Source organism: Paracoccus sp. SMMA_5_TC (genome assembly GCF_009696685.2).
GTDB lineage: Bacteria > Pseudomonadota > Alphaproteobacteria > Rhodobacterales > Rhodobacteraceae > Paracoccus.
Genome location: NZ_CP102355.1, coordinates 774,827 through 793,537, shown reverse-complemented (window position 1 = coordinate 793,537; position 18,711 = coordinate 774,827). Strand labels below are relative to the sequence as shown.

General features: G+C 65.8%; 13 protein-coding genes. 8 read left to right on the top strand and 5 right to left on the bottom strand.

Translation table 11 applies throughout. The features are described from left to right. Nucleotides 1-12: 12 nt before the first annotated feature. Complete coding sequence (locus tag GB880_RS03950; protein WP_154493006.1) at nucleotides 13-1,341, bottom strand: site-specific DNA-methyltransferase; 1,329 nt, start codon at nucleotides 1,339-1,341, stop codon at nucleotides 13-15. Further along, on the bottom strand, nucleotides 1,338-2,600 hold the full coding sequence (locus GB880_RS03945) for a DNA methyltransferase (RefSeq protein WP_154493008.1): 1,263 nt from the start codon (nucleotides 2,598-2,600) through the stop codon (nucleotides 1,338-1,340). Before GB880_RS03945 ends, GB880_RS03950 begins: the two co-directional genes overlap by 4 nt. A 464-nt stretch (nucleotides 2,601-3,064) precedes the next feature. Between GB880_RS03945 and GB880_RS03940 the strand changes: the two genes are divergently transcribed. Together GB880_RS03940 and GB880_RS03935 are read left to right on the top strand one after the other, a co-directional pair. Beyond that, nucleotides 3,065-4,218, top strand: a protein-coding gene (locus GB880_RS03940) for an IS3 family transposase (protein WP_263467155.1) whose coding sequence is annotated in 2 segments (ribosomal slippage) — nucleotides 3,065-3,323 and nucleotides 3,323-4,218 — 1,155 coding nt in all. Because the reading frame shifts where the segments join, the coding sequence is not laid out codon by codon here. 65 nt (nucleotides 4,219-4,283) lie between these two features. Beyond that, nucleotides 4,284-5,624, top strand: coding sequence for a DUF2384 domain-containing protein (locus GB880_RS03935; RefSeq protein ID WP_154494624.1), 1,341 nt, complete (start codon nucleotides 4,284-4,286; stop codon nucleotides 5,622-5,624). A gap of 214 nt (nucleotides 5,625-5,838) precedes the next feature. Here GB880_RS03935 and GB880_RS03930 read toward each other — a convergent pair whose 3' ends face one another. After that, complete coding sequence (locus tag GB880_RS03930) at nucleotides 5,839-6,138, bottom strand: hypothetical protein (protein ID WP_263467306.1); 300 nt, start codon at nucleotides 6,136-6,138, stop codon at nucleotides 5,839-5,841. A 449-nt stretch (nucleotides 6,139-6,587) separates the two neighbouring features. Here GB880_RS03930 and GB880_RS03925 point away from each other — a divergent pair, with 449 nt between their 5' ends. The 6 genes from GB880_RS03925 to GB880_RS03900 are packed head-to-tail and all read left to right on the top strand — an operon-like array spanning nucleotide 6,588 to nucleotide 16,874. Then, complete coding sequence (locus tag GB880_RS03925; protein ID WP_154493542.1) at nucleotides 6,588-9,320, top strand: nitrate/nitrite transporter; 2,733 nt, start codon at nucleotides 6,588-6,590, stop codon at nucleotides 9,318-9,320. Next, on the top strand, nucleotides 9,317-13,066 hold the full coding sequence (locus GB880_RS03920) for a nitrate reductase subunit alpha (protein WP_154493543.1): 3,750 nt from the start codon (nucleotides 9,317-9,319) through the stop codon (nucleotides 13,064-13,066). Before GB880_RS03925 ends, GB880_RS03920 begins: the two co-directional genes overlap by 4 nt. Continuing rightward, nucleotides 13,063-14,583, top strand: coding sequence for a nitrate reductase subunit beta (gene narH / locus GB880_RS03915; RefSeq protein WP_154493544.1), 1,521 nt, complete (start codon nucleotides 13,063-13,065; stop codon nucleotides 14,581-14,583). Before GB880_RS03920 ends, narH begins: the two co-directional genes overlap by 4 nt. Next, a complete protein-coding gene (narJ, locus tag GB880_RS03910) occupies nucleotides 14,580-15,266 on the top strand; it encodes a nitrate reductase molybdenum cofactor assembly chaperone (RefSeq protein ID WP_154493545.1) in 687 nt (228 codons plus the stop codon). The genes narH and narJ overlap by 4 nt, the downstream gene beginning before the upstream one ends. Nucleotides 15,267-15,276: 10 nt before the next feature. Beyond that, nucleotides 15,277-16,065, top strand: a complete 789-nt coding sequence (gene narI / locus GB880_RS03905; RefSeq protein ID WP_154493546.1) for a respiratory nitrate reductase subunit gamma — start codon at nucleotides 15,277-15,279, stop codon at nucleotides 16,063-16,065. Beyond that, entirely contained in the window at nucleotides 16,062-16,874 is an 813-nt protein-coding gene (locus GB880_RS03900) for a peptidylprolyl isomerase (protein WP_229774380.1), read from the top strand. The genes narI and GB880_RS03900 overlap by 4 nt, the downstream gene beginning before the upstream one ends. A gap of 13 nt (nucleotides 16,875-16,887) precedes the next feature. On the opposite strand, the gene GB880_RS03895 is transcribed toward GB880_RS03900, so the two are convergent. Both GB880_RS03895 and GB880_RS03890 read right to left on the bottom strand, forming a co-directional pair. Continuing rightward, complete coding sequence (locus GB880_RS03895) at nucleotides 16,888-17,043, bottom strand: hypothetical protein (protein WP_195840835.1); 156 nt, start codon at nucleotides 17,041-17,043, stop codon at nucleotides 16,888-16,890. Nucleotides 17,044-17,190: 147 nt separating this feature from the next. After that, the gene (locus GB880_RS03890) at nucleotides 17,191-18,708 is read right to left on the bottom strand and encodes a tripartite tricarboxylate transporter permease (protein WP_154493547.1); all 1,518 of its coding nucleotides are present in this window, start codon (nucleotides 18,706-18,708) and stop codon (nucleotides 17,191-17,193) included. Nucleotides 18,709-18,711: the final 3 nt, after the last annotated feature.

Here is an 18,711-nt window from a genome sequence, read left to right as displayed (position 1 = left end):
CCAGTTTCTGCGTCACATAGCTCTTCTTGATCCTTTCCTCCCCGTCGCCAGCTCCCACCGCCGCACCGCGACGTCGCAATAGACCGGGTCCAGTTCCACCGCGCAGCACCGCCGCCCGGTGCGTTCTGCCGCGATCAACTGGGTGCCGGAGCCGCAGAAGGGTTCGAACACCAGGTCGCCGGGGTCGGAGAAGGCCTCCAGCACCGCCTCGACCAGCGCCACCGGGAACACAGCCGGGTGGGATCCGGCGGCGCCCAGCCCGCCCTTGTGGCGCATGATGCGGAAGACGCTGTCCGGGATGCGGTGGCTCTGGATCGCGTTGCCGGTGCCCGTCTTGCGATGAACGGTGCCATCGGCCCCGCGCAGGCCGCCGCCGCCGAGGGTTTCGCCCGCGTGCTTGCTCTCGACCGTCTTGTTCGGCTTCCGCGGCTGGCGGTTGAAGTGGAAGATGAACTCGTGCGAGGGCGCCAGCCGCCCGTTCCAGTCGCCGGGCAGGCCGGGCCCCTGATCCCAGACATACCAACCGAACCGCCGCCAATCCTGCGCCCGCATCCAGTCGAGCCAGCCTTCCCAATACGGGAGCCACTCACCGTCCCGATGGACGAGGCCGAGGTTGACCAGCAGCTGGGCATCGTCAGTGACCGGAGCCGCGGCGAAGACGCCCTGCATCAGCGCATCCCAATCACCGACCTTCTCCTTTGCGGCGCCATAGTCGCGCTGCTGGGCGTAAGGCGGGGACGTGAACATCAGCGACGCCTGCGCCCCATCCATCAGCCGCGCCAACACGGCCGGGTCGGTCGCATCGCCGCAGATCAGGCGGTGATCGCCCATCGCCCAGATGTCGCCGGGGCGGGTGATGGGATCGGCCGGGGCCTCGGGGATGGTATCGGCGGTGTCATCATCGATGGGCGCGCGGTCGTCTGCATCGTTCAGCAGCGTGTCCAGCTCGTCCTCGGGGATCCCGATCATCCCGAGGTCGAAGTCCTCGGCCATCAGCCCCCGCAGTTCCTCGACGAGCAGAGCGTCGTCCCAGCCGCCCATCTCCGTGAGCTTGTTGTCGGCGATCCGATAGGCGCGGCGCTGCGCCTCGGTTAGATGGTCCAGTACGATGACTGGCGCTTCGGCGAGCCCCAGCTGGGCTGCGGCCAGAACGCGGCCGTGGCCTGCGATCAGCTCGCCGTCGGCGGCAACGAGGCAGGGGACGGTCCAGCCGAACTCGGCCATACTGGCGGCAATCCTCGCGACCTGGTCGGCGTCGTGGGTCTTGGCGTTGCGGGCGTAGGGTTTCAGCCGATCCAGCGGCCAGAACGCGATCTGGCTCGGACGCAACTGCATCGTCATGCCGCGTGCCGCTTGGCCTTGAGGGCGACGAAGCTCTCGCCGGTCTCCGCCAGCACCGCCTCCTGGCCGGTGAAGGACTGCCAGCGCTCGATGGCGACATCGACATATGCAGGGTTCAGTTCCACGCCGAGGCAGACACGGCCGGTGGTTTCGGCCGCGATCAGGGTCGTGCCGGATCCCATGAAGGGTTCATATACCGCCTGACCTGGGCTCGAGTTGTTCAGGATCGGCCGCCGCATGCATTCGACTGGCTTCTGCGTGCCGTGCACCGTGTCGGCGTCCTGATCCCGGTTGGCGATCTGCCACAGCGTCGTCTGCTTGCGGTCCCCGGCCCAGTGGCCCTTGCCCTTGGCGCGTACGGCATACCAGCAGGGTTCATGCTGCCAGTGGTAATCGCCTCGGCTGAGGACCAGCCGGTCCTTGGCCCAGATGATCTGCGACCGGATGGCGAAACCCGCAGCCACCAGACTGTCGGCCACCGTCGCCGCGTGCAGCGCGCCATGCCAGACATAGGCAACGTCTCCCGGGAACAGGGTCCAGGCTTCGCGCCAGTCTGCCCGGTCGTCGTTCAGCACCTTCCCGGTGCGCTTGGTCCTGCCCGCGCCAGCCTGGTTGCGCCAGGATGGGTCGTACTCGACGCCATAGGGCGGGTCTGTGACCATCAACAGCGGGCGGACATCGCCCAGCAGCCGTCCCACGACATCGGCTGATGTGCTGTCGCCGCAGATCAGCCGGTGTGACCCAAGCTGCCAGAGATCGCCTGCCACCGACACTGGCGTGACCGGCAATTCCGGAACGTCGTCCTCGCCCTCGACCGGGCCATCGCCGCCCAGCGCCTCCGGATCCCGCAGCAGCGCGTCCAGCTCATCATCGCTGATGCCGAGCAGGGTCAGGTCGAAATCCTCGGCCAAGAGCCCCGCGATCTCGTCGCGCAGCAGGGCTTCGTCCCATTCGCCCAGTTCCGTCAGCTTGTTGTCGGCGATCCGGTAGGCCCGGCGCTCGGCCTCGTCGAGATGGCTGAGCCGGATCACCGGCACCTCGGTCAGGCCGAGCATGGTCGCGGCCAGCACCCGGCCGTGCCCCGCGATCAGTTCGCCGTCGTCGGCCACCATGCAGGGCACGGTCCAGCCGAACTTGGCCATGCTGGCGGCGATCTTTGCCACCTGCTCGTCGCCATGCATCTTGGCATTTCGGGCATAGGGGCGCAGCCGGGCAATCGGCCAAGTTTCAATCTGGCTCGGCGCGAAGACCAGGTCCATGGGATGGGGCTCGCGATGCGGGGGATGGGAAATGAAAAGCGCCCGCGAGGGGGTTCCTCCGGGCGCAATTCTTCGATGATCAAGGGGTAGGTCAATGGGGGCAGGTCTGTCAACCAGAAAAATGAAGCGGATTCAAACGCTTCTGACGAATTGGCTTCCCGTGGTGGCTTCTGGCCACCTGGCTTCCCCGAAGGTGGCTTCCCTGGCTTCCCGCCGGGAATCCACCCCGGCCAGATCGTGATTCCGCAAGTCGCTGATCTGACTCAAGATTTCCGGCTCCGGCTCGCAAGGTGGCTTCCACCTGGCTTCCCCGGTGAAAATACCTCACGCTAGCGAACCGCCGCGCTGCGCCCCCCCGCATACGTTCAGGGCTGGGGAGGAACCAGAGGAGGGGGGTGACCTGCCCCCCGGAAGTTCCCTCGCTGTGATGTAGAGTCTGCCCAACCTGAGAAGGAGCAGACGACGTGAGGAAAAGCCGTTTCACCGAGGCGCAAATCATCGGGATGATCAAAGAGCAGGAGGCTGGTTTGCCGACCTCCGAGCTTTGCCGGAAGCACGGGTTGAGTCCCGCGACCTTTTACAAGCTGAAGGCCAAGTATGGCGGGATGGACCTGTCCGACGCCAAGCGGCTGAAGCAGCTCGAAGACGAGAATGCGAAGCTCAAGCGCCTGCTGGCGGATGCCATGCTCGACAATGTGGTTCTAAAGGATCTCCTGGGAAAACCCTGACGACACCGATGGCGCGGCGGGACGCGGTGCTGCGGGCGATGAAGGATCATCCGATCTCTCAACGCCGGGCCTGCGTCCTGATCGGTGTCGATCCGAAAACGGTGCGGCGGGACAGGCCGCCCGACAACCCGGAAATCCGTGAGGAGATGCACAAGATCGCCGAGAAACGCCGACGCTTCGGCTATCGGCGTGTGGGCATCCTGCTGGAGCGCAAGGGCATGATCATGAACGAGAAGAAGCTCTACCGCATCTATCGGGAAGAGGGGCTGTCGGTGCGCCGACGCCGTGGCCGCAAGAGGGCCCGCGGAAGCCGAACCCCAATGCCGGTGCCATTGCGCCCAAACCAGCGGTGGTCGCTGGACTTCCTGTCGGACACGTTCGGGGCTTGCCGCAAGTTCCGCATCCTGGCGGTCAATGATGATTGCTGCCGCGAGAACCTGGCGCTGATCGCAGACACCAGCATCTCGGGCTCGCGGGTCGCACGGGAACTGGACGCGCTGGTCCGCATCTATGGAAAACCCGCTTGCATCGTCTCCGACAATGGCACCGAGTTCACCAGCAAGGCGATCCTGAAGTGGGCAAATGACAACAAGGTCGAGTGGCATTACATCGACCCGGGCAAGCCGCAGCAGAACGGCTACCTCGAGAGCTTCAACGGCAGCTTGCGCGACGAATGCCTCAACGAGGAGATATTCGACAGCCTGGCTGATGCCCGCCGAAAGCTGGCCCTCTGGCGATACGATTACAACAACGTCAGGCCGCATTCCTCGCTGGGCAACCAAACGCCAGCAGAAGCGCGCCGGGCGCTTGAGCAATCTGAGAGCTCCGCGCCCGGCGCGCTTGCCACACCCGAAACCGACCACTATCAACCCCAAGGACTCTCGTTATGAACGAGGGACGACCGGGGGGCAGGTCAATCCTGCTAAGCAAAGGTGATCCGCGGCTGCGAGGATTGATGGCTGAACGCAACGACATTTCCGGCCTTCTGGCCTTCATCGGCCGGGAAGGGGACTGGCGCGACCGGCTGCAGGACGTGGTAGCCGAACACCTGATGCCCGCGTTGGAAGAATTCGAGATCGACCAGGACGGCTTGGCCGAACTGCTGGGCGAGCAGTGGTCGAGCGTCCTTTGGGGCTGTGGGTTCGAGGATTTTCTTGGACAGCGCTATGAGGACGGCAACATCGTCGATCTCTACCTGAAACGGCGCGGCTGGAAGGAAACGGCCTTGAACCGGGCCTATTTCACCGCGCTACGTGATGCGCCGGTCAGCTTGTACGAGGTCAGCGATGTCCAGCCCGGGACGTCGATGGTGCTGCGCGACTTGCTGTCGGATGCTGCACCCGTCACGGTCAGAGAGAAATCCGCCACGCGCACGCTGAAACAATGGGACCGCATCGCCGTGCGGGTGGTGCCCGAGCGTGATCATCATGTGATCTCCGGGGCGCTGTTGCCCTTCCGGGCCGAGGCGGTGGATTTCCTGTTTGCCGGTCTGCGCGATGCTCTGAAGCTGAAGAAACGAGACGCGTTGCGGCTCACCCGTGAGCAGCTTCTGGGTTGCGCACCCATCTTCACTTCCGCCTGGCTGTTCATCGAGATCGACCGTGCCCTCACCCCAGCGGAGCCGCAGTTCACTAATTCGGACGGCGACGATGTGTTGTTCCACGATTTGCGGTACCCGCTTGCCAGCGGCGCAACGCAGAAAGCAGTGGCGGAGCGGCTGGACCGGGTGAAGGGCTTCCTGCCGGAAGGACCGAAGTTCTGGAACTGGCTGGCCACGCGGAAGGTGCGCGTTGGCAAGGTAGGCAGCGGCATCATGCTCGATACGCAGATGGAAGGCGCCACCGTTCTGGGTTCGCTGGAATTGGCGGGCAAGACGCTGCTCGTGACCGTCAACTCGGCCGAGCGCGCGGCCAAGGTCCAGAAGTTGATCGGTGCGGCCGCCGGGGATCTGTTGAGATCGCCTTTGACCACGATCCGGACGGTTGAGCAGATGCGGGCCGACCAACGGCGTGAAGGGCCAAGTGACGCCGCCGCTGAAATCCCGCCCGAGATCGCGCGCCATCTCATGCGGGATCACCTGGACAAGCACTACCGCGAAACGCTGGACGCGCCGATTCCGGCACTGGGCGGCAAGTCACCGCGCCAGGCTGTGCGCACGTCCGCGGGGCGCGAGAAGGTGATCGACTGGCTTAAGATGCTGGAGAACCGGAGCGCCGGGCATGGGGAGGGTCCGATTTCCGAGTACGATTTCGGCTGGATGTGGGTCGAGCTTGGGCTGCAGGAACATCGGAAATGAAGGGCGACAAGACAGTCTGCGATGATGATCTGCGGGGGAGGGCGCAAGGGCTACATCAACACCACATCAACCCGCGACTGCGGGCTTCATGCCGGTCTTGCGTGTGAATCCGTGCGAACGCTGATGTTTGTGAGGGTAAAAATCACGCCAGAACAAAGGCTTGCCCCGTAAGTGGCTGAATTTTCTGATTATTCGGTTTTGCCCTTCCATGGGCTCATAACCTGAAGGCCGCAGGTTCAAATCCTGCCCCCGCAACCAGTCTTAGCGAAGATCCAGCCGCCTCATACGAGGCGGCTTTTTTGCTGTCCGCCGCCGACAGCAGCGCCACCAGATCGCCCTGCAGGTCGAGATCGTGGCCGCCGTCCGCGGCGTTCCACGACACATCGATCCGCGCGATCAGCCGGTGCAGCTCCTCCGACGCCCGGCCCACCACCTCGCCGCCCGAGAGCGTCCGGGCCAGATCCGCGACATGGGCGCGGTAGAGCGCGCCGAGATCCGCGGGAAGGGCGATCACCGTGCCGGCCTCGGCTGCGACCTCCGCCCGCAGGGCGGCCAGCTCAGCTTCCGTCTCGGTCAGCCCTTCGAAGAGCGAGGGGTTCGCGTGGCCCGCGGCGATCGCGTCGCGAAACCCCTGCCGCTTCTGCTCGAGGCTACGAATGGCACTGTTGCGCCGGGCGATGCGCTCGCTCGCGCCGCGGTTCTGCTCCGCCAGGTGGCGGGCATGGTCGAGAGAACTGGCCGAGCACTACATCCGGAAGCTGCGCGCTGCGCGTGCAGGCAAGTGATGCCTGTCCCGAAGCCGTCCGATCCCGGCAATCGCGTCGGCAGGCGACTGCGACATCCTGTCCGCCGTGAACACGGCGTTCTGCATCCGGATTGATCTGCATCAAGTCTCTTGCAAATCAGATGTGCAGGCTTGGGGATGACACCGCGATCCGACATCGCGGCATGGAGCAAACGACCATGTCCCACCCCCCCACGACCCCAGGCGACCAGCAGCGCGCATTGTGGCTGAGCACATTGTCCTTCACGCTGTGCTTTGCCGTCTGGACCATATTTTCGATCATCGGCATCTCGATCAAGGACGAGCTGGGCCTCTCTGAATCGCAATACGGGCTGTTGATCGCCACCCCGATCCTGACCGGATCGCTGACCCGGCTGGTGCTGGGCGTCTGGACCGAGCGCTACGGCGGTCGGCTGGTGTTTTCGCTGCAGATGATCCTGACAGGCCTGGCGACCTATGCGCTGACACTGGCAAACAGCTATGTCTCCTTCCTGCTGGCGGCGTTGGGCGTCGGCCTGGCCGGCGGTTCCTTCATCATCGGCGTTGCCTATGTGTCGAAATGGTTTCCGGCCGAACGCCAGGGGCTGGCGCTGGGCACCTTTGGCATGGGCAATGTCGGCGCGGCAGTGACCAAGTTTCTGGCGCCATTCGTCCTGGTGGCTATGGGCTGGCAGGGGGTGGCGACGATCTGGGCAGCGGTCATCACCGCCACCGGCGTTCTGTTCTATCTGCTGGCGCGCGATGATCCGGAATTTGCTGAACGCCGTGCCCGCGGTCTGGCACCACCCAGCCTCGCAGAACAGTTCGCGCCGCTGCGCAAGCTGCAGGTCTGGCGGTTCTCGCTGTATTATTTCTTTGTCTTTGGCGGTTTCGTGGCGCTGGCCTTGTGGCTGCCGCATTACCTGATCGCGGTCTATGGTGTCGACGTGCGCACCGCCGGCATGGCGGCGGCGGCGTTCAGCCTGGCGGCCAGCGTCTTTCGCGCCTATGGCGGCGCCCTGTCGGATCGGTTCGGCGCCCGGCGGGTGATGTACTGGACCTTTGGCTTTTCGTCGCTGTTCCTGTTCATGCTGTCCTATCCGCCGACAGATTACGTCATCCATGGCAAGGACGGCGCCATCGCCTTTTCCACCAGCATGGGGCTGTGGCCCTTTGTGATCACGCTGTTTGCGCTTGGGTTCTTCATGAGCCTGGGCAAGGCGGCGGTGTTCAAGCACATCCCGGTCTATTATCCGCAGCATGTGGGCGCGGTCGGCGGCCTTGTCGGCATGATCGGCGGTCTTGGTGGCTTCGTGCTGCCCATCGCCTTCGGCGCGCTGCTGGATCTGACTGGGGTCTATACCTCGTGCTTTGCGCTGCTGCTGGCGGTGGCGGTGGTCTCGCTGGCCTGGATGCATGGCGCCATCCGGGTGATGGAACGGCGTGCCCAGGGCGCGGCGCTGGACCGGCTGCCCAGCCTGCCCGAACTGGCCGAAATCCACCGCCCCGGCGTCACCGAGATGCCGCGGGTGATCGAGGACTGGCGCCCCGAGGATCCGGTGTTCTGGGAACACACCGGCCGGAAAGTGGCACGGCGCAACCTGTGGCTGTCGATTCCGGCGCTGGTCCTGGCCTTTGCCGTCTGGATGGTGTGGTCGGTGGTCATCGCCCGCCTGCCCGCGATCGGATTCCAGTTCACCCAGGATCAGCTGTTCTGGCTGGCGGCGCTGCCGGCGCTGTCGGGGGCGACGCTGCGCATCTTCTACAGCTTCATGGTGCCGATCTTTGGCGGGCGGCTGTGGACCACGCTGACCACCGCATCGCTGCTGGTGCCGGCGCTGGGCATGGGTTACGCGGTGCAAAATCCCGAAACACCCTATCTGATCTTTGTGGTGCTGGCGCTGCTGTGCGGCTTGGGCGGGGGCAATTTCTCGTCCTCGATGGCCAATATCGGCTATTTCTTCCCGCGGTCCGAGAAAGGCAATGCCATGGCGCTGAATGCGGGGCTGGGCAACCTTGGCGTCTCGCTGATGCAGTTCGTGGTGCCTCTGGTGATCACCATGGGGGTGTTCGGCGCCCTGGGCGGCGCGCCGCAGACCCTGTCCGATGGTGGCCAGGTCTGGATGCAGAACGCCGGGTTCATCTGGGTGCCCTTTATCCTGGCATCGACCGTCGCGGCCTGGCTGGGGATGAACGACATCGCCGATGCCCGCGCCAGCTTCAAGGAGCAGGCGGTGATCTTTCGCCGCCGGCACAACTGGATCATGTGCCTGCTGTATGTCGGCACCTTCGGCAGCTTCATCGGCTATTCCGCGGCGTTCCCGATGCTGACCAAGCTGGCGTTTCCACAGGTGAACGCGCTCAACTACGCCTTCCTGGGGCCGCTGATCGGCGCGCTCAGCCGGGCAGGCAGCGGTTGGCTGGCCGACCGTGTGGGCGGCGGCCGGGTCACGATCTGGGTGTTCATCGGCATGATCGGCTCGGTCCTGGTGATCCTGCAGGGGCTGGCCCTGGGATCGTTCCTGCTGTTCTTTGCCGGCTTCCTGGCGCTGTTCTTCTTTTCGGGGGTGGGCAATTCCTCGACCTTCCAGATGATCCCGGTGATCATGCGCAAGGAGGTCGCGCGGCTTTACCCCGATGCCGACCCTGAAGAGCGTCGCCGCCACGCCGAACGCGAATCGGCGGCCATCGTCGCCTTTACCGCCGCGATCGGCGGCTATGGCGGCTTTTTCATCCCCAAGGCCTTCGGCAGCTCTATCCAGCTGACCGGCGGTGCCGGACCGGCGCTTTGGGGCTTCCTGGCCTTTTACCTGCTGTGCCTTGCGGTGACCTGGGGTGTCTACACCCGCCGCGGCGGCCTGCTGCATGACATCGAACACGCGGGCGCGGCCATCGCCGCCCCTGCCGGAACCAGCGAACGGATATCGCCATGAGCCATCTTCTGGACCGCCTGAACTTTCTGCGCCCCCTGCGTCAGGACAGCTTTGCCGACGGGCACGGCCAGACCACCATCGAGAACCGCGACTGGGAGGACACCTATCGCGCGCGCTGGCGCCACGACAAGGTCGTGCGCTCGACCCATGGGGTGAACTGCACCGGATCCTGTTCCTGGAAGATCTATGTCAAGTCGGGCATCGTGACCTGGGAAACCCAGCAGACCGACTATCCCCGCACCCGGCCTGACCTGCCCAACCACGAGCCGCGCGGCTGCGCCCGTGGTGCCAGCTACAGCTGGTATCTGTATAGCGCCAACCGGGTGAAAACGCCGCTGATCCGCGGCCGGCTGATGCGGCTGTGGCGCGAAAAGCGCAAGACCCTGTCGCCCGTCGCGGCCTGGCGGGCGATCCAGGACGATCCCGCCGCCCGCGACAGCTATACCCGCATCCGCGGCAAGGGCGGCTTCGTGCGCGCCAGCTGGGACGAGGCGACCGAAATCGTCGCCGCGGCCAATGCCTATACGGCGCAGAAATACGGGCCCGACCGGGTTTTCGGCTTTTCGCCGATCCCGGCCATGTCGATGATTTCCTATGCCGCCGGCACGCGCTACCTGTCCTTGCTGGGCGGCACCTGCATGTCGTTCTATGACTGGTATTGCGACCTGCCGCCGGCCAGCCCGCAGACCTGGGGCGAACAGACCGACGTGCCGGAATCGGCCGATTGGTACAATGCCGGCTATCTGATCCTGTGGGGCTCGAACGTGCCGCAGACCCGCACCCCTGACGCGCATTTCTATACCGAGGTGCGCTACAAGGGCACGAAATCGGCGGTGATCTGCCCGGACTATTCCGAGGCCGCGAAATTCGCCGACATCTGGCTGAACGCCAAGCAGGGCACCGATGCCGCCATCGGCATGGCCTTTGGCCATGTCATCTTGCGCGAATTCCATCTGGACCGGCAGGCCGAATATTTCGAGGATTACTGCCGCCGCTATACCGACATGCCGATGCTGGTGCGGCTTGACGAACAGGATGGCCGGCTGGTGCCGGGCCGGCAGTTGCGCGCCAGCGATTTCGACGGCGCCCTGGGCCAGGACAACAATCCCGAATGGAAAACCGTGGCCCTGGACGAGATCTCGGGCCAGGTGGTGGTGCCCAACGGCTCGATCGGCTTTCGCTGGGGCGAACAGGGGCGCTGGAACCTGGAACCGCGCGCCGGCGACCGCGAGATCCGGCCCAAGATGAGCCTGGTGCTGGACGAAGATCACGACGAGGTGGTCGGGGTCGATTTCCCCTGGTTCGGCGGTGCCGCCAGCAACGGCTTTGTCGTCGACGACCGCGGCCAGGTGCTGACCCGCAACGTCCCGGCGCGGCGCATGACCCTGGCCGATGGCCAGCAGGTGCTGGTGGCCACCGTATTCGACCTGCTGTGCGCCAACTACAGCCTGGACCGCGGCCTGGGCGGTCAGCATGTCGCGCGCAGCTATGACGATGACGTGCCCTTTACCCCGGCCTGGGCCGAACGCATCACCGGGGTGCGGCGCGACCGCATCATCCAGGTGGCGCGGGAATTCGCCGCCAATGCCGAAAAGACCCGCGGACGGTCCATGGTCATCATCGGCGCGGCGATGAACCACTGGTTCCACATGGACATGAACTATCGCGCGGTCATCAACATGCTGGTGATGTGCGGCTGCGTCGGCCAGTCGGGCGGCGGCTGGGCGCATTACGTGGGCCAGGAAAAGCTGCGCCCGCAGACCGGCTGGACCGCGCTGGCCTTTGCGCTCGACTGGGCGCGGCCGCCGCGGCACATGAATTCGACCAGCGCCTGGTATGCCCATACCGACCAGTGGCGCTATGAAACCGTGCGGCCATCGGAAATCCTGTCGCCGACCGCGCCGCGCGGCGACTGGGACGGGCTGAGCCTGATCGACTGCAACATCCGCGCCGAACGCATGGGCTGGCTGCCCTCGGCGCCGCAGCTGCGCACCAACCCGCTCGAGGTCGGCCGCCGCGCCCGCGCCGAAGGCATCCCGGTGGCCGAATATGTCGCCCGCGAGCTGCAATCCGGCGCCTTGCAGATGTCCTGCGAGGATCCGGATGCGCCGGAAAACTGGCCGCGCAACCTGTTCGTCTGGCGGTCGAACCTGCTGGGATCGTCGGGCAAGGGGCACGAATATTTCCTGCGCCATCTGCTGGGCACCGATCACGGCATCCAGGGCAAGGATCTGGGCGAACAGGGCGGGGTGAAGCCGGTCGAGGCGGTCTGGCATGATCGCGCCCCGGAAGGCAAGCTGGACCTGCTGGTGACCATCGACTTTCGCATGTCCACCACCGCCGTCTATGCCGACATCGTGCTGCCGACCGCCAGCTGGTATGAAAAGGACGACCTGAACACCTCGGACATGCATCCCTTCATCCATCCGCTGCAGGCGGCGGTGGATCCGGCCTACGAATCGAAATCGGACTGGGAAATCTTCAAGTCGATCGCCCGCAAGTTTTCCGAAATTGCCCCCGAGGTGCTGGGCGTGGAAACCGATGTCGTGCAGCTGCCCCTGCAGCACGACAGCCCGTCCGAGGTCATGCAGCCCCAGGTCGCCGACTGGAAACGCGGCCAGTGCCCGCTGATCCCCGGCCGCACCGCCCCCGCCTATATCGAGGTGACGCGGGACTATCCCAACCTTTACAACCGCTTCACCGCGCTGGGCCCGCTGATGGAAAAGCTGGGCAACGGCGGCAAGGGCATCAGCTGGGAAACCGGCCACGAGGTCGCGCATCTGCGGGCGCTGAACGGCACCGTGACCGGCGACCTGCCCACCCAGGGCATGGCCCGCATCGAGACCGCCATCGACGCGGCCGAGGTGGTGCTGATGCTGGCCCCCGAAACCAACGGCGAGGTGGCCGTCAAGGCTTGGCAGGCTTTGTCAAAGGCCACCGGGCGCGATCACAAGCACCTCGCTGAGGTCAAGGAGGACGAAAAGATCCGCTTCCGCGACATCGCCGCCCAGCCGCGCAAGATCATCAGCAGCCCCACCTGGTCGGGCATCGAAAGCGAAGAGGTCTGTTACAACGCCGGCTGGACCAATGTGCACGAGCTGATCCCCTGGCGCACGCTCAGCGGCCGCCAGCAGCTTTACCAGGACCACGAATGGATGCGCGCCTTTGGCGAGGCATTCGTCACCTGGCGGCCGCCGCTGGATCTCAAGACGCTGGGACCGCAGGCGACACGGGCGCTGGCGGCGGGGGAAAAGCATGTGGTGCTGAACTTCCTGACCCCGCACCAGAAATGGGGCATCCATTCGACCTATACCGACAACCTGCTGATGCTGACGCTGAACCGCGGCGGGCCGGTGGTGTGGATTTCCGAAACCGACGCCCGCGCCGCCGGCCTTGTCGACAACGACTGGGTCGAGGTGTTCAACCAGAACGGCGCCATCACCGCCCGCGCCGTGGTCAGCCAGCGCATCCGCGAAGGCAGCATGTTCATGTATCACGCCCAGGAGAAGATCGTGAACACCCCCGGCAGCGTGGTGACCGGCCTGCGCGGCGGCATCCACAATTCGGTAACCCGGATCGTGCCCAAACCCACGCATATGATCGGCGGCTATGGCCAGCTGTCCTACGGTTTCAACTATTACGGCACCGTCGGCGCCAACCGCGATGAATTCGTCATCGTGCGCAAACTGTCGCGGGTGGACTGGATGGACCAGCCCGCAACCCAAATCCCGGAGGCAGCGGAATGAAAGTGCGTGCGCAAATCGGCATGGTGCTGAACCTGGACAAGTGCATCGGCTGTCACACCTGTTCGGTCACCTGCAAGAACGTCTGGACCTCGCGCGAGGGGGTCGAATACGCCTGGTTCAACAACGTCGAGACCAAGCCCGGCATCGGCTATCCCAAGGACTGGGAAAACCAGAAGCGCTGGAAGGGCGGCTGGAGCCGCAACCGCGCCGGCCATCTGCAACCGCGTCAGGGCGGCAAATGGCGCATCCTGGCCAATATCTTCGCCAACCCCGACCTGCCCGAGATCGACGATTTCTACGAGCCCTTCGATTTCGACTATGACCACCTGAAATCCGCGCCCGAGATGCAGGCCTTCCCGACCGCGCGGCCGCGCTCGAAGATCAGCGGCGAGCGGATGGAAAAGATCGAATGGGGCCCGAACTGGGAAGAGATCCTGGGCGGCGAATTCGCCAAGCGCAGCCAGGATTACAACTTCGAGGGCGTGCAGAAGGACATCTACGGCGAATACGAAAACACCTTCATGATGTATCTGCCGCGGCTGTGCGAACACTGCCTGAACCCGGCCTGCGTCGCCTCGTGCCCCTCGGGGGCGATCTACAAGCGCGAGGACGACGGCGTGGTGCTGATCGACCAGGAAAAATGCCGGGGCTGGCGGATGTGCGTGTCGGGCTGCCCCTACAAGAAGATCTATTACAACTGGTCCACCGGCAAATCGGAAAAATGCATCCTGTGCTATCCGCGGCTGGAAAGCGGCCAGCCCACGGTCTGTTCGGAAACCTGCGTCGGCCGCATCCGCTATCTGGGGGTGATGCTTTACGACGCCGACCGCATCGCCGAGGCGGCGGCGGTCGAATCCGAACGCACGCTGTATCAGGCGCAGCTGGGGGTGTTCCTGGACCCGCATGATCCGCAGGTCATCGCGGCCGCCCGCGCCGAAGGCATCCCCGAGGACTGGATCCGCGGCGCGCAGAACAGCCCGATCTGGAAGATGGCGATGGAATGGAAGATCGCCTTCCCGCTGCATCCCGAATACCGCACCCTGCCGATGGTCTGGTATGTGCCGCCGCTGTCGCCGATCCAGAACGCGGCCGAGGCCGGCCGCATCGCCGCCCAGGACGACATGCCCGATGTCCGCAGCCTGCGCATTCCCCTGCGCTATCTGGCCAACATGCTGACCGCCGGCGACGAGGTGCCGGTGGCGGCGGCGCTGGAACGGATGCTGGCCATGCGCAGCTTCATGCGCTCGAAAACCGTCGACGGGGTTGTGAACCTGGGCGTGGCCAAGCGCGTCGGCCTGACGCCGCAGCAGATCGACGAGATGTATCAGCTGCTGGCCATCGCCAATTACGAGGATCGTTTTGTCATCCCCACCACCCACCGCGAACTGGTCGAGGACGCCTATGACCTGCGCGGCGGCTGCGGCTTTACCGACGGCAACGGCTGCTCGTCCGGGCACAGCACCGCCAAGCTGTTTTCCGGCAAGAAGTTCCGCAGCCCGCAGGAGTTCATCGCATGAGGACGTTCAAGGCAATGTCGGCGCTGCTGGGCTATCCCTCGGTCGAGCTTCAGGCGGCCGCCGACGCGATCGACGCGGTCCTGCGGGCCGAAGGCCTGATCGGCCCGCGTCGGCTCGCCGCGCTCGAGCCGCTGCTGGCGCAGTTGCGCCAGGATGATCTGGTCGATCTGCAGGAACGCTATGTGCTGCTGTTCGACCGGTCGCGCACGCTGTCGCTGAACCTGTTCGAGCATGTCCATGGCGAAAGCCGCGACCGCGGCGGCGCGATGGTCGACCTCTTGGAAACCTATCGCGCCGGCGGCTTCGACCTGACCGGGCCGGAACTGCCCGACCATCTGCCGGTGCTGCTGGAATACCTGTCCCAGCGCCCCCTGGCCGAGGCGCGCGACATCCTGCAAGGCGCCGGTCACATCCTGCTGGCGCTGGCCGAACGGTTGACCCGGCGCCATTCGCCCTATGCGGCGGTGTTCGAGGCCCTGGTGGCCCTGGCCGAGGCCGATCCCGACACCCCCGAGGTGGCGCCGCTCTTGGCAGAGCCTGACGACGACCCCGAGGATCTCGCTGCGCTGGATGCCGCCTGGGCCGAGGCACAGGTCACCTTCGGCCCCGATCCGAACGCCGGTTGCCCGGTCAGCCGCGACCTGCTGGCCCGCATCGACACCCCGTCCACCCCCGCCCGCTAAGGAGGATCAGATGCATCATTTCCTGTTCGGCGTATTTCCCTATATCGCCATCGCCGTCATGGTGCTGGGCTCGGTCCTGCGCTATGAGCTGGCGCCGTTCAGCTGGAAATCGTCCTCGAGCCAGCTGCTGCGCCGCCGCCAGTTCGTGCTGGGTTCGGTCCTGTTCCATGTCGGCGTGCTGTTCATCCTGTTCGGCCATCTGGTCGGCCTGCTGACGCCGGTCGCGGTATTCGATGCGCTGGGCATCAGCCATGGGGCCAAGCAGATCCTGGCGATGACAGCAGGTGGCATTGCCGGGTTGATGGCGCTGGTGGGCGGGGCGATCCTGCTGCATCGCCGTCTGGTCGATCCGCGCATCCGCGCCAATTCCACCCTGGCCGATACCGGCATCCTGATCCTGCTGATGGTCCAGCTGGTGCTGGGGCTTCTGACCATTCCGGTTTCCGCCGGGCATCTGGACGGGCACGAGATGATCCGGCTGATGAACTGGGCGCAGGCGATCGCCTATTTCGGTCCCGATCCGGCCGGGCATCTTCAGGGCGTGCACTGGATATTCAAGCTGCATCTGGTGCTGGGTCTGACCATCTTCCTGCTGTTTCCCTTTACCCGGCTGGTGCACATGCTGTCGGCGCCGCTGCGCTATCTGTGGCGGCCCGGCTATCAGATCGTGCGCAGCAAGCGCGGGGCCAGGGCCGGGGTGGGTCTGAACCCGCTGCCGGGGGACGTGGCGGCGCGCGAGGCGCTGGCGCAGCGGGTCGCGGCCCATGATCTGGCGCTGACGCGCGGCCCGGGGGAATGACCATGCAGACCCCGCAACCGCTGCTGCCGCCGGTCAGCGTCAATGGCATCGCCATCGCCCCCGAACGCATCGCCGCCGAGGCGCAGAACCATCCCGCGCCGCCGGGCAAGCCGGGCCTGGCCTGGCGCGCGGCGGCCCGCGCCCTGGTGCTGCGCGAGATCCTTTTGCAACAGGCCCGGGCGCGCGGCATCGCGCCCGAGCCCGCCGAACTTGCACCCGGGCAATGGGAAACCGAGGACGAGGCATTGATCCGGCAATTGCTGGAACAGGCGGTGATTCCCGAACCCGTGGACGAGGCGGCGCTGCTGGCGCATTACCAGGCCCATCCCGAGCGCTTTCGCGCCCCCGCGCTTTACGAGGCCGCGCATATCCTGTTCGCGGCCGCACCCGACGATGCCGCTGCCCAGCAGCGCGCGCGCGCGGCGGCGATGCGGGTGTTGGAGGAGTTGCGAAAGGATCCCGGGCGCTGGGCGCAACTGGCGGCGCGACACAGCGCCTGTTCGTCCCGCAGCCAGGGCGGGCTGCTGGGGCAACTGTCCTCGGGCGATACGGTGCCGGAATTCGAGGCGGCCCTGGCCAGCCTGACCGAGGGCGAGATTTCCCAGCCGGTCGAAACCCGCTACGGGCTGCACCTGATCCGGCTGGATGCGCGGGCTGCGGGCGAGGTTCTGCCCTTTGCCGCCGTGCTGCCGCAATTGCGCGCGGCGCGGGAAAAGGCGGCCTGGGTTGCGGCCAGCCGGCAATTCGTGGCCGGGTTGGTGGCGACAGCCGAAATCAGCGGCGTGCAGATGGCCCCTGCCGCCGCCTGAACCGGCCGAATGTTTACAGGCGGATGCTGGCGAAACGCTCGGCGTCGATGCCCAGCCGGGCCAGATCGTCGCGGCGCGGCATGCGGTGGGCGCGGGTGGCCGCGGCGGCGGCAATGGCGGACTGCATCAGGCCGATGGTCGAAACGATGCGGCGATAGGCGCGGGTCATGGCAGGTTCCTTGGCTTCGGGCCGGGCGATCCGGCCCCTTTCTTCTGCCCTGAATCTGGTAACAGGTGGCCGCCGCACAACCGCCAAAGATGGCAAGGCCGCCATGCCCCGGGGACATGGCGGCCGCAGGTGGCGGGTCGGGTCGGCTCAGTCCTCGTCGCCGGCCAGTTGGCTCAGCACCTCGCCCTTGCCGCGGGCGCGCAGGATCAGCGGCACGATCAGCGCCAGCGCCGCCAGACCCAGCAATGCTGCCGCCAGCGGCGATTGCACCAGGGTGGTCCAGTCGCCCTGGCTGATCGACAAGGCCCGGCGCAGCTGCTGTTCGGCCATTGGCCCCAGGATCAGCCCGACGACGATCGGCGCGATCGGATAGCCGAAAAGCCGCATCCCATAGCCCAAGACGCCAAAGCCCAGCAGCATCCCCAGTTCAAAGGCCGAAGGATTGGCGCCGATGGTGCCCAGGGTCGCGAACAGCAGGATGCCGGCATAAAGCCAGGGCTTGGGCACCGTGAGCAGCTTCACCCACAACCCGATCAGCGGCAGGTTCAGCACCAGCAGCATGGCATTGGCGATCAGCAGCGAAGCGATCAGCCCCCAGACCAGGGTGGGGTTGGTGGCAAACAGCAGCGGCCCCGGTTGCAGGCCGAACTGCTGGAACCCTGCCAGCATGATCGCCGCAGTGGCGGATGTCGGCAGCCCCAACGTCAACAGCGGCACCAGCGTGCCGGCGGCGCTGGCGTTGTTGGCGGCCTCGGGTCCGGCGACGCCCTCGATGGCGCCATGGCCGAACTCCTCGGGGTGCTGGCTCAGCTTCTTTTCAGTGGCATAGGACAGGAAGGTGCCGATTTCGGCGCCGCCCGCCGGCATGGCGCCGATGGGAAAGCCGATGGCGGTGCCGCGCAGCCAGGGCTTCCACGACCGCGCCCAGTCGCGGCGGGTCATCCAGACCGAGCCCTTGACCGCCGTCACCTCGCCCTCGGGCGCACCGCGCTGGCCGGCGATGAACAGCGCCTCGCCCACGGCGAACATGGCGACGGCCATGGTCGTCACCTCGATCCCGTCCAGCAGATCGGGCACGCCAAAGGACAGCCGCGCCTGGCCCGAAAGCTGGTCGATGCCCACGCAGGCCAGCGCCAGCCCCAGGAACAACGATGTCAACCCGCGCAGCGCCGAATCGCCGAAGGCGGCAGAGACGGTGACGAAGGCCAGCACCATCAGCGCGAAATATTCGCGCGGGCCAAAGACCAGCGCGACCCGCACGATCCAGGGCGCCAGGAACGCCAGCAGCAAGGTGGCGATCAGCCCGGCCACGAAACTGCCGATGGCCGCCGTCGCCAGTGCCGGGCCGCCGCGGCCCTTGCGGGCCATCTTGTTGCCTTCCAGCGCGGTGATGATCGAGGCGCTTTCGCCCGGCGTGTTCAGCAGGATCGAGGTGGTCGAGCCGCCATACATGCCGCCGTAATAGATGCCGGCGAACATGATGAGCGAGCCGGCCGGGTCCAGCCGGTAGGTCACCGGCAACAGCAGCGCCACCGTCAGCGCCGGGCCGATGCCGGGCAGAACCCCGACCGCGGTGCCCAGCGTCACCCCGATCAGCGCATAAAGCAGCATCATCGGCTCGGCCGCGGTGGCCAGGCCCTGCATCAGGAAATCCACTGCGCCCATGAC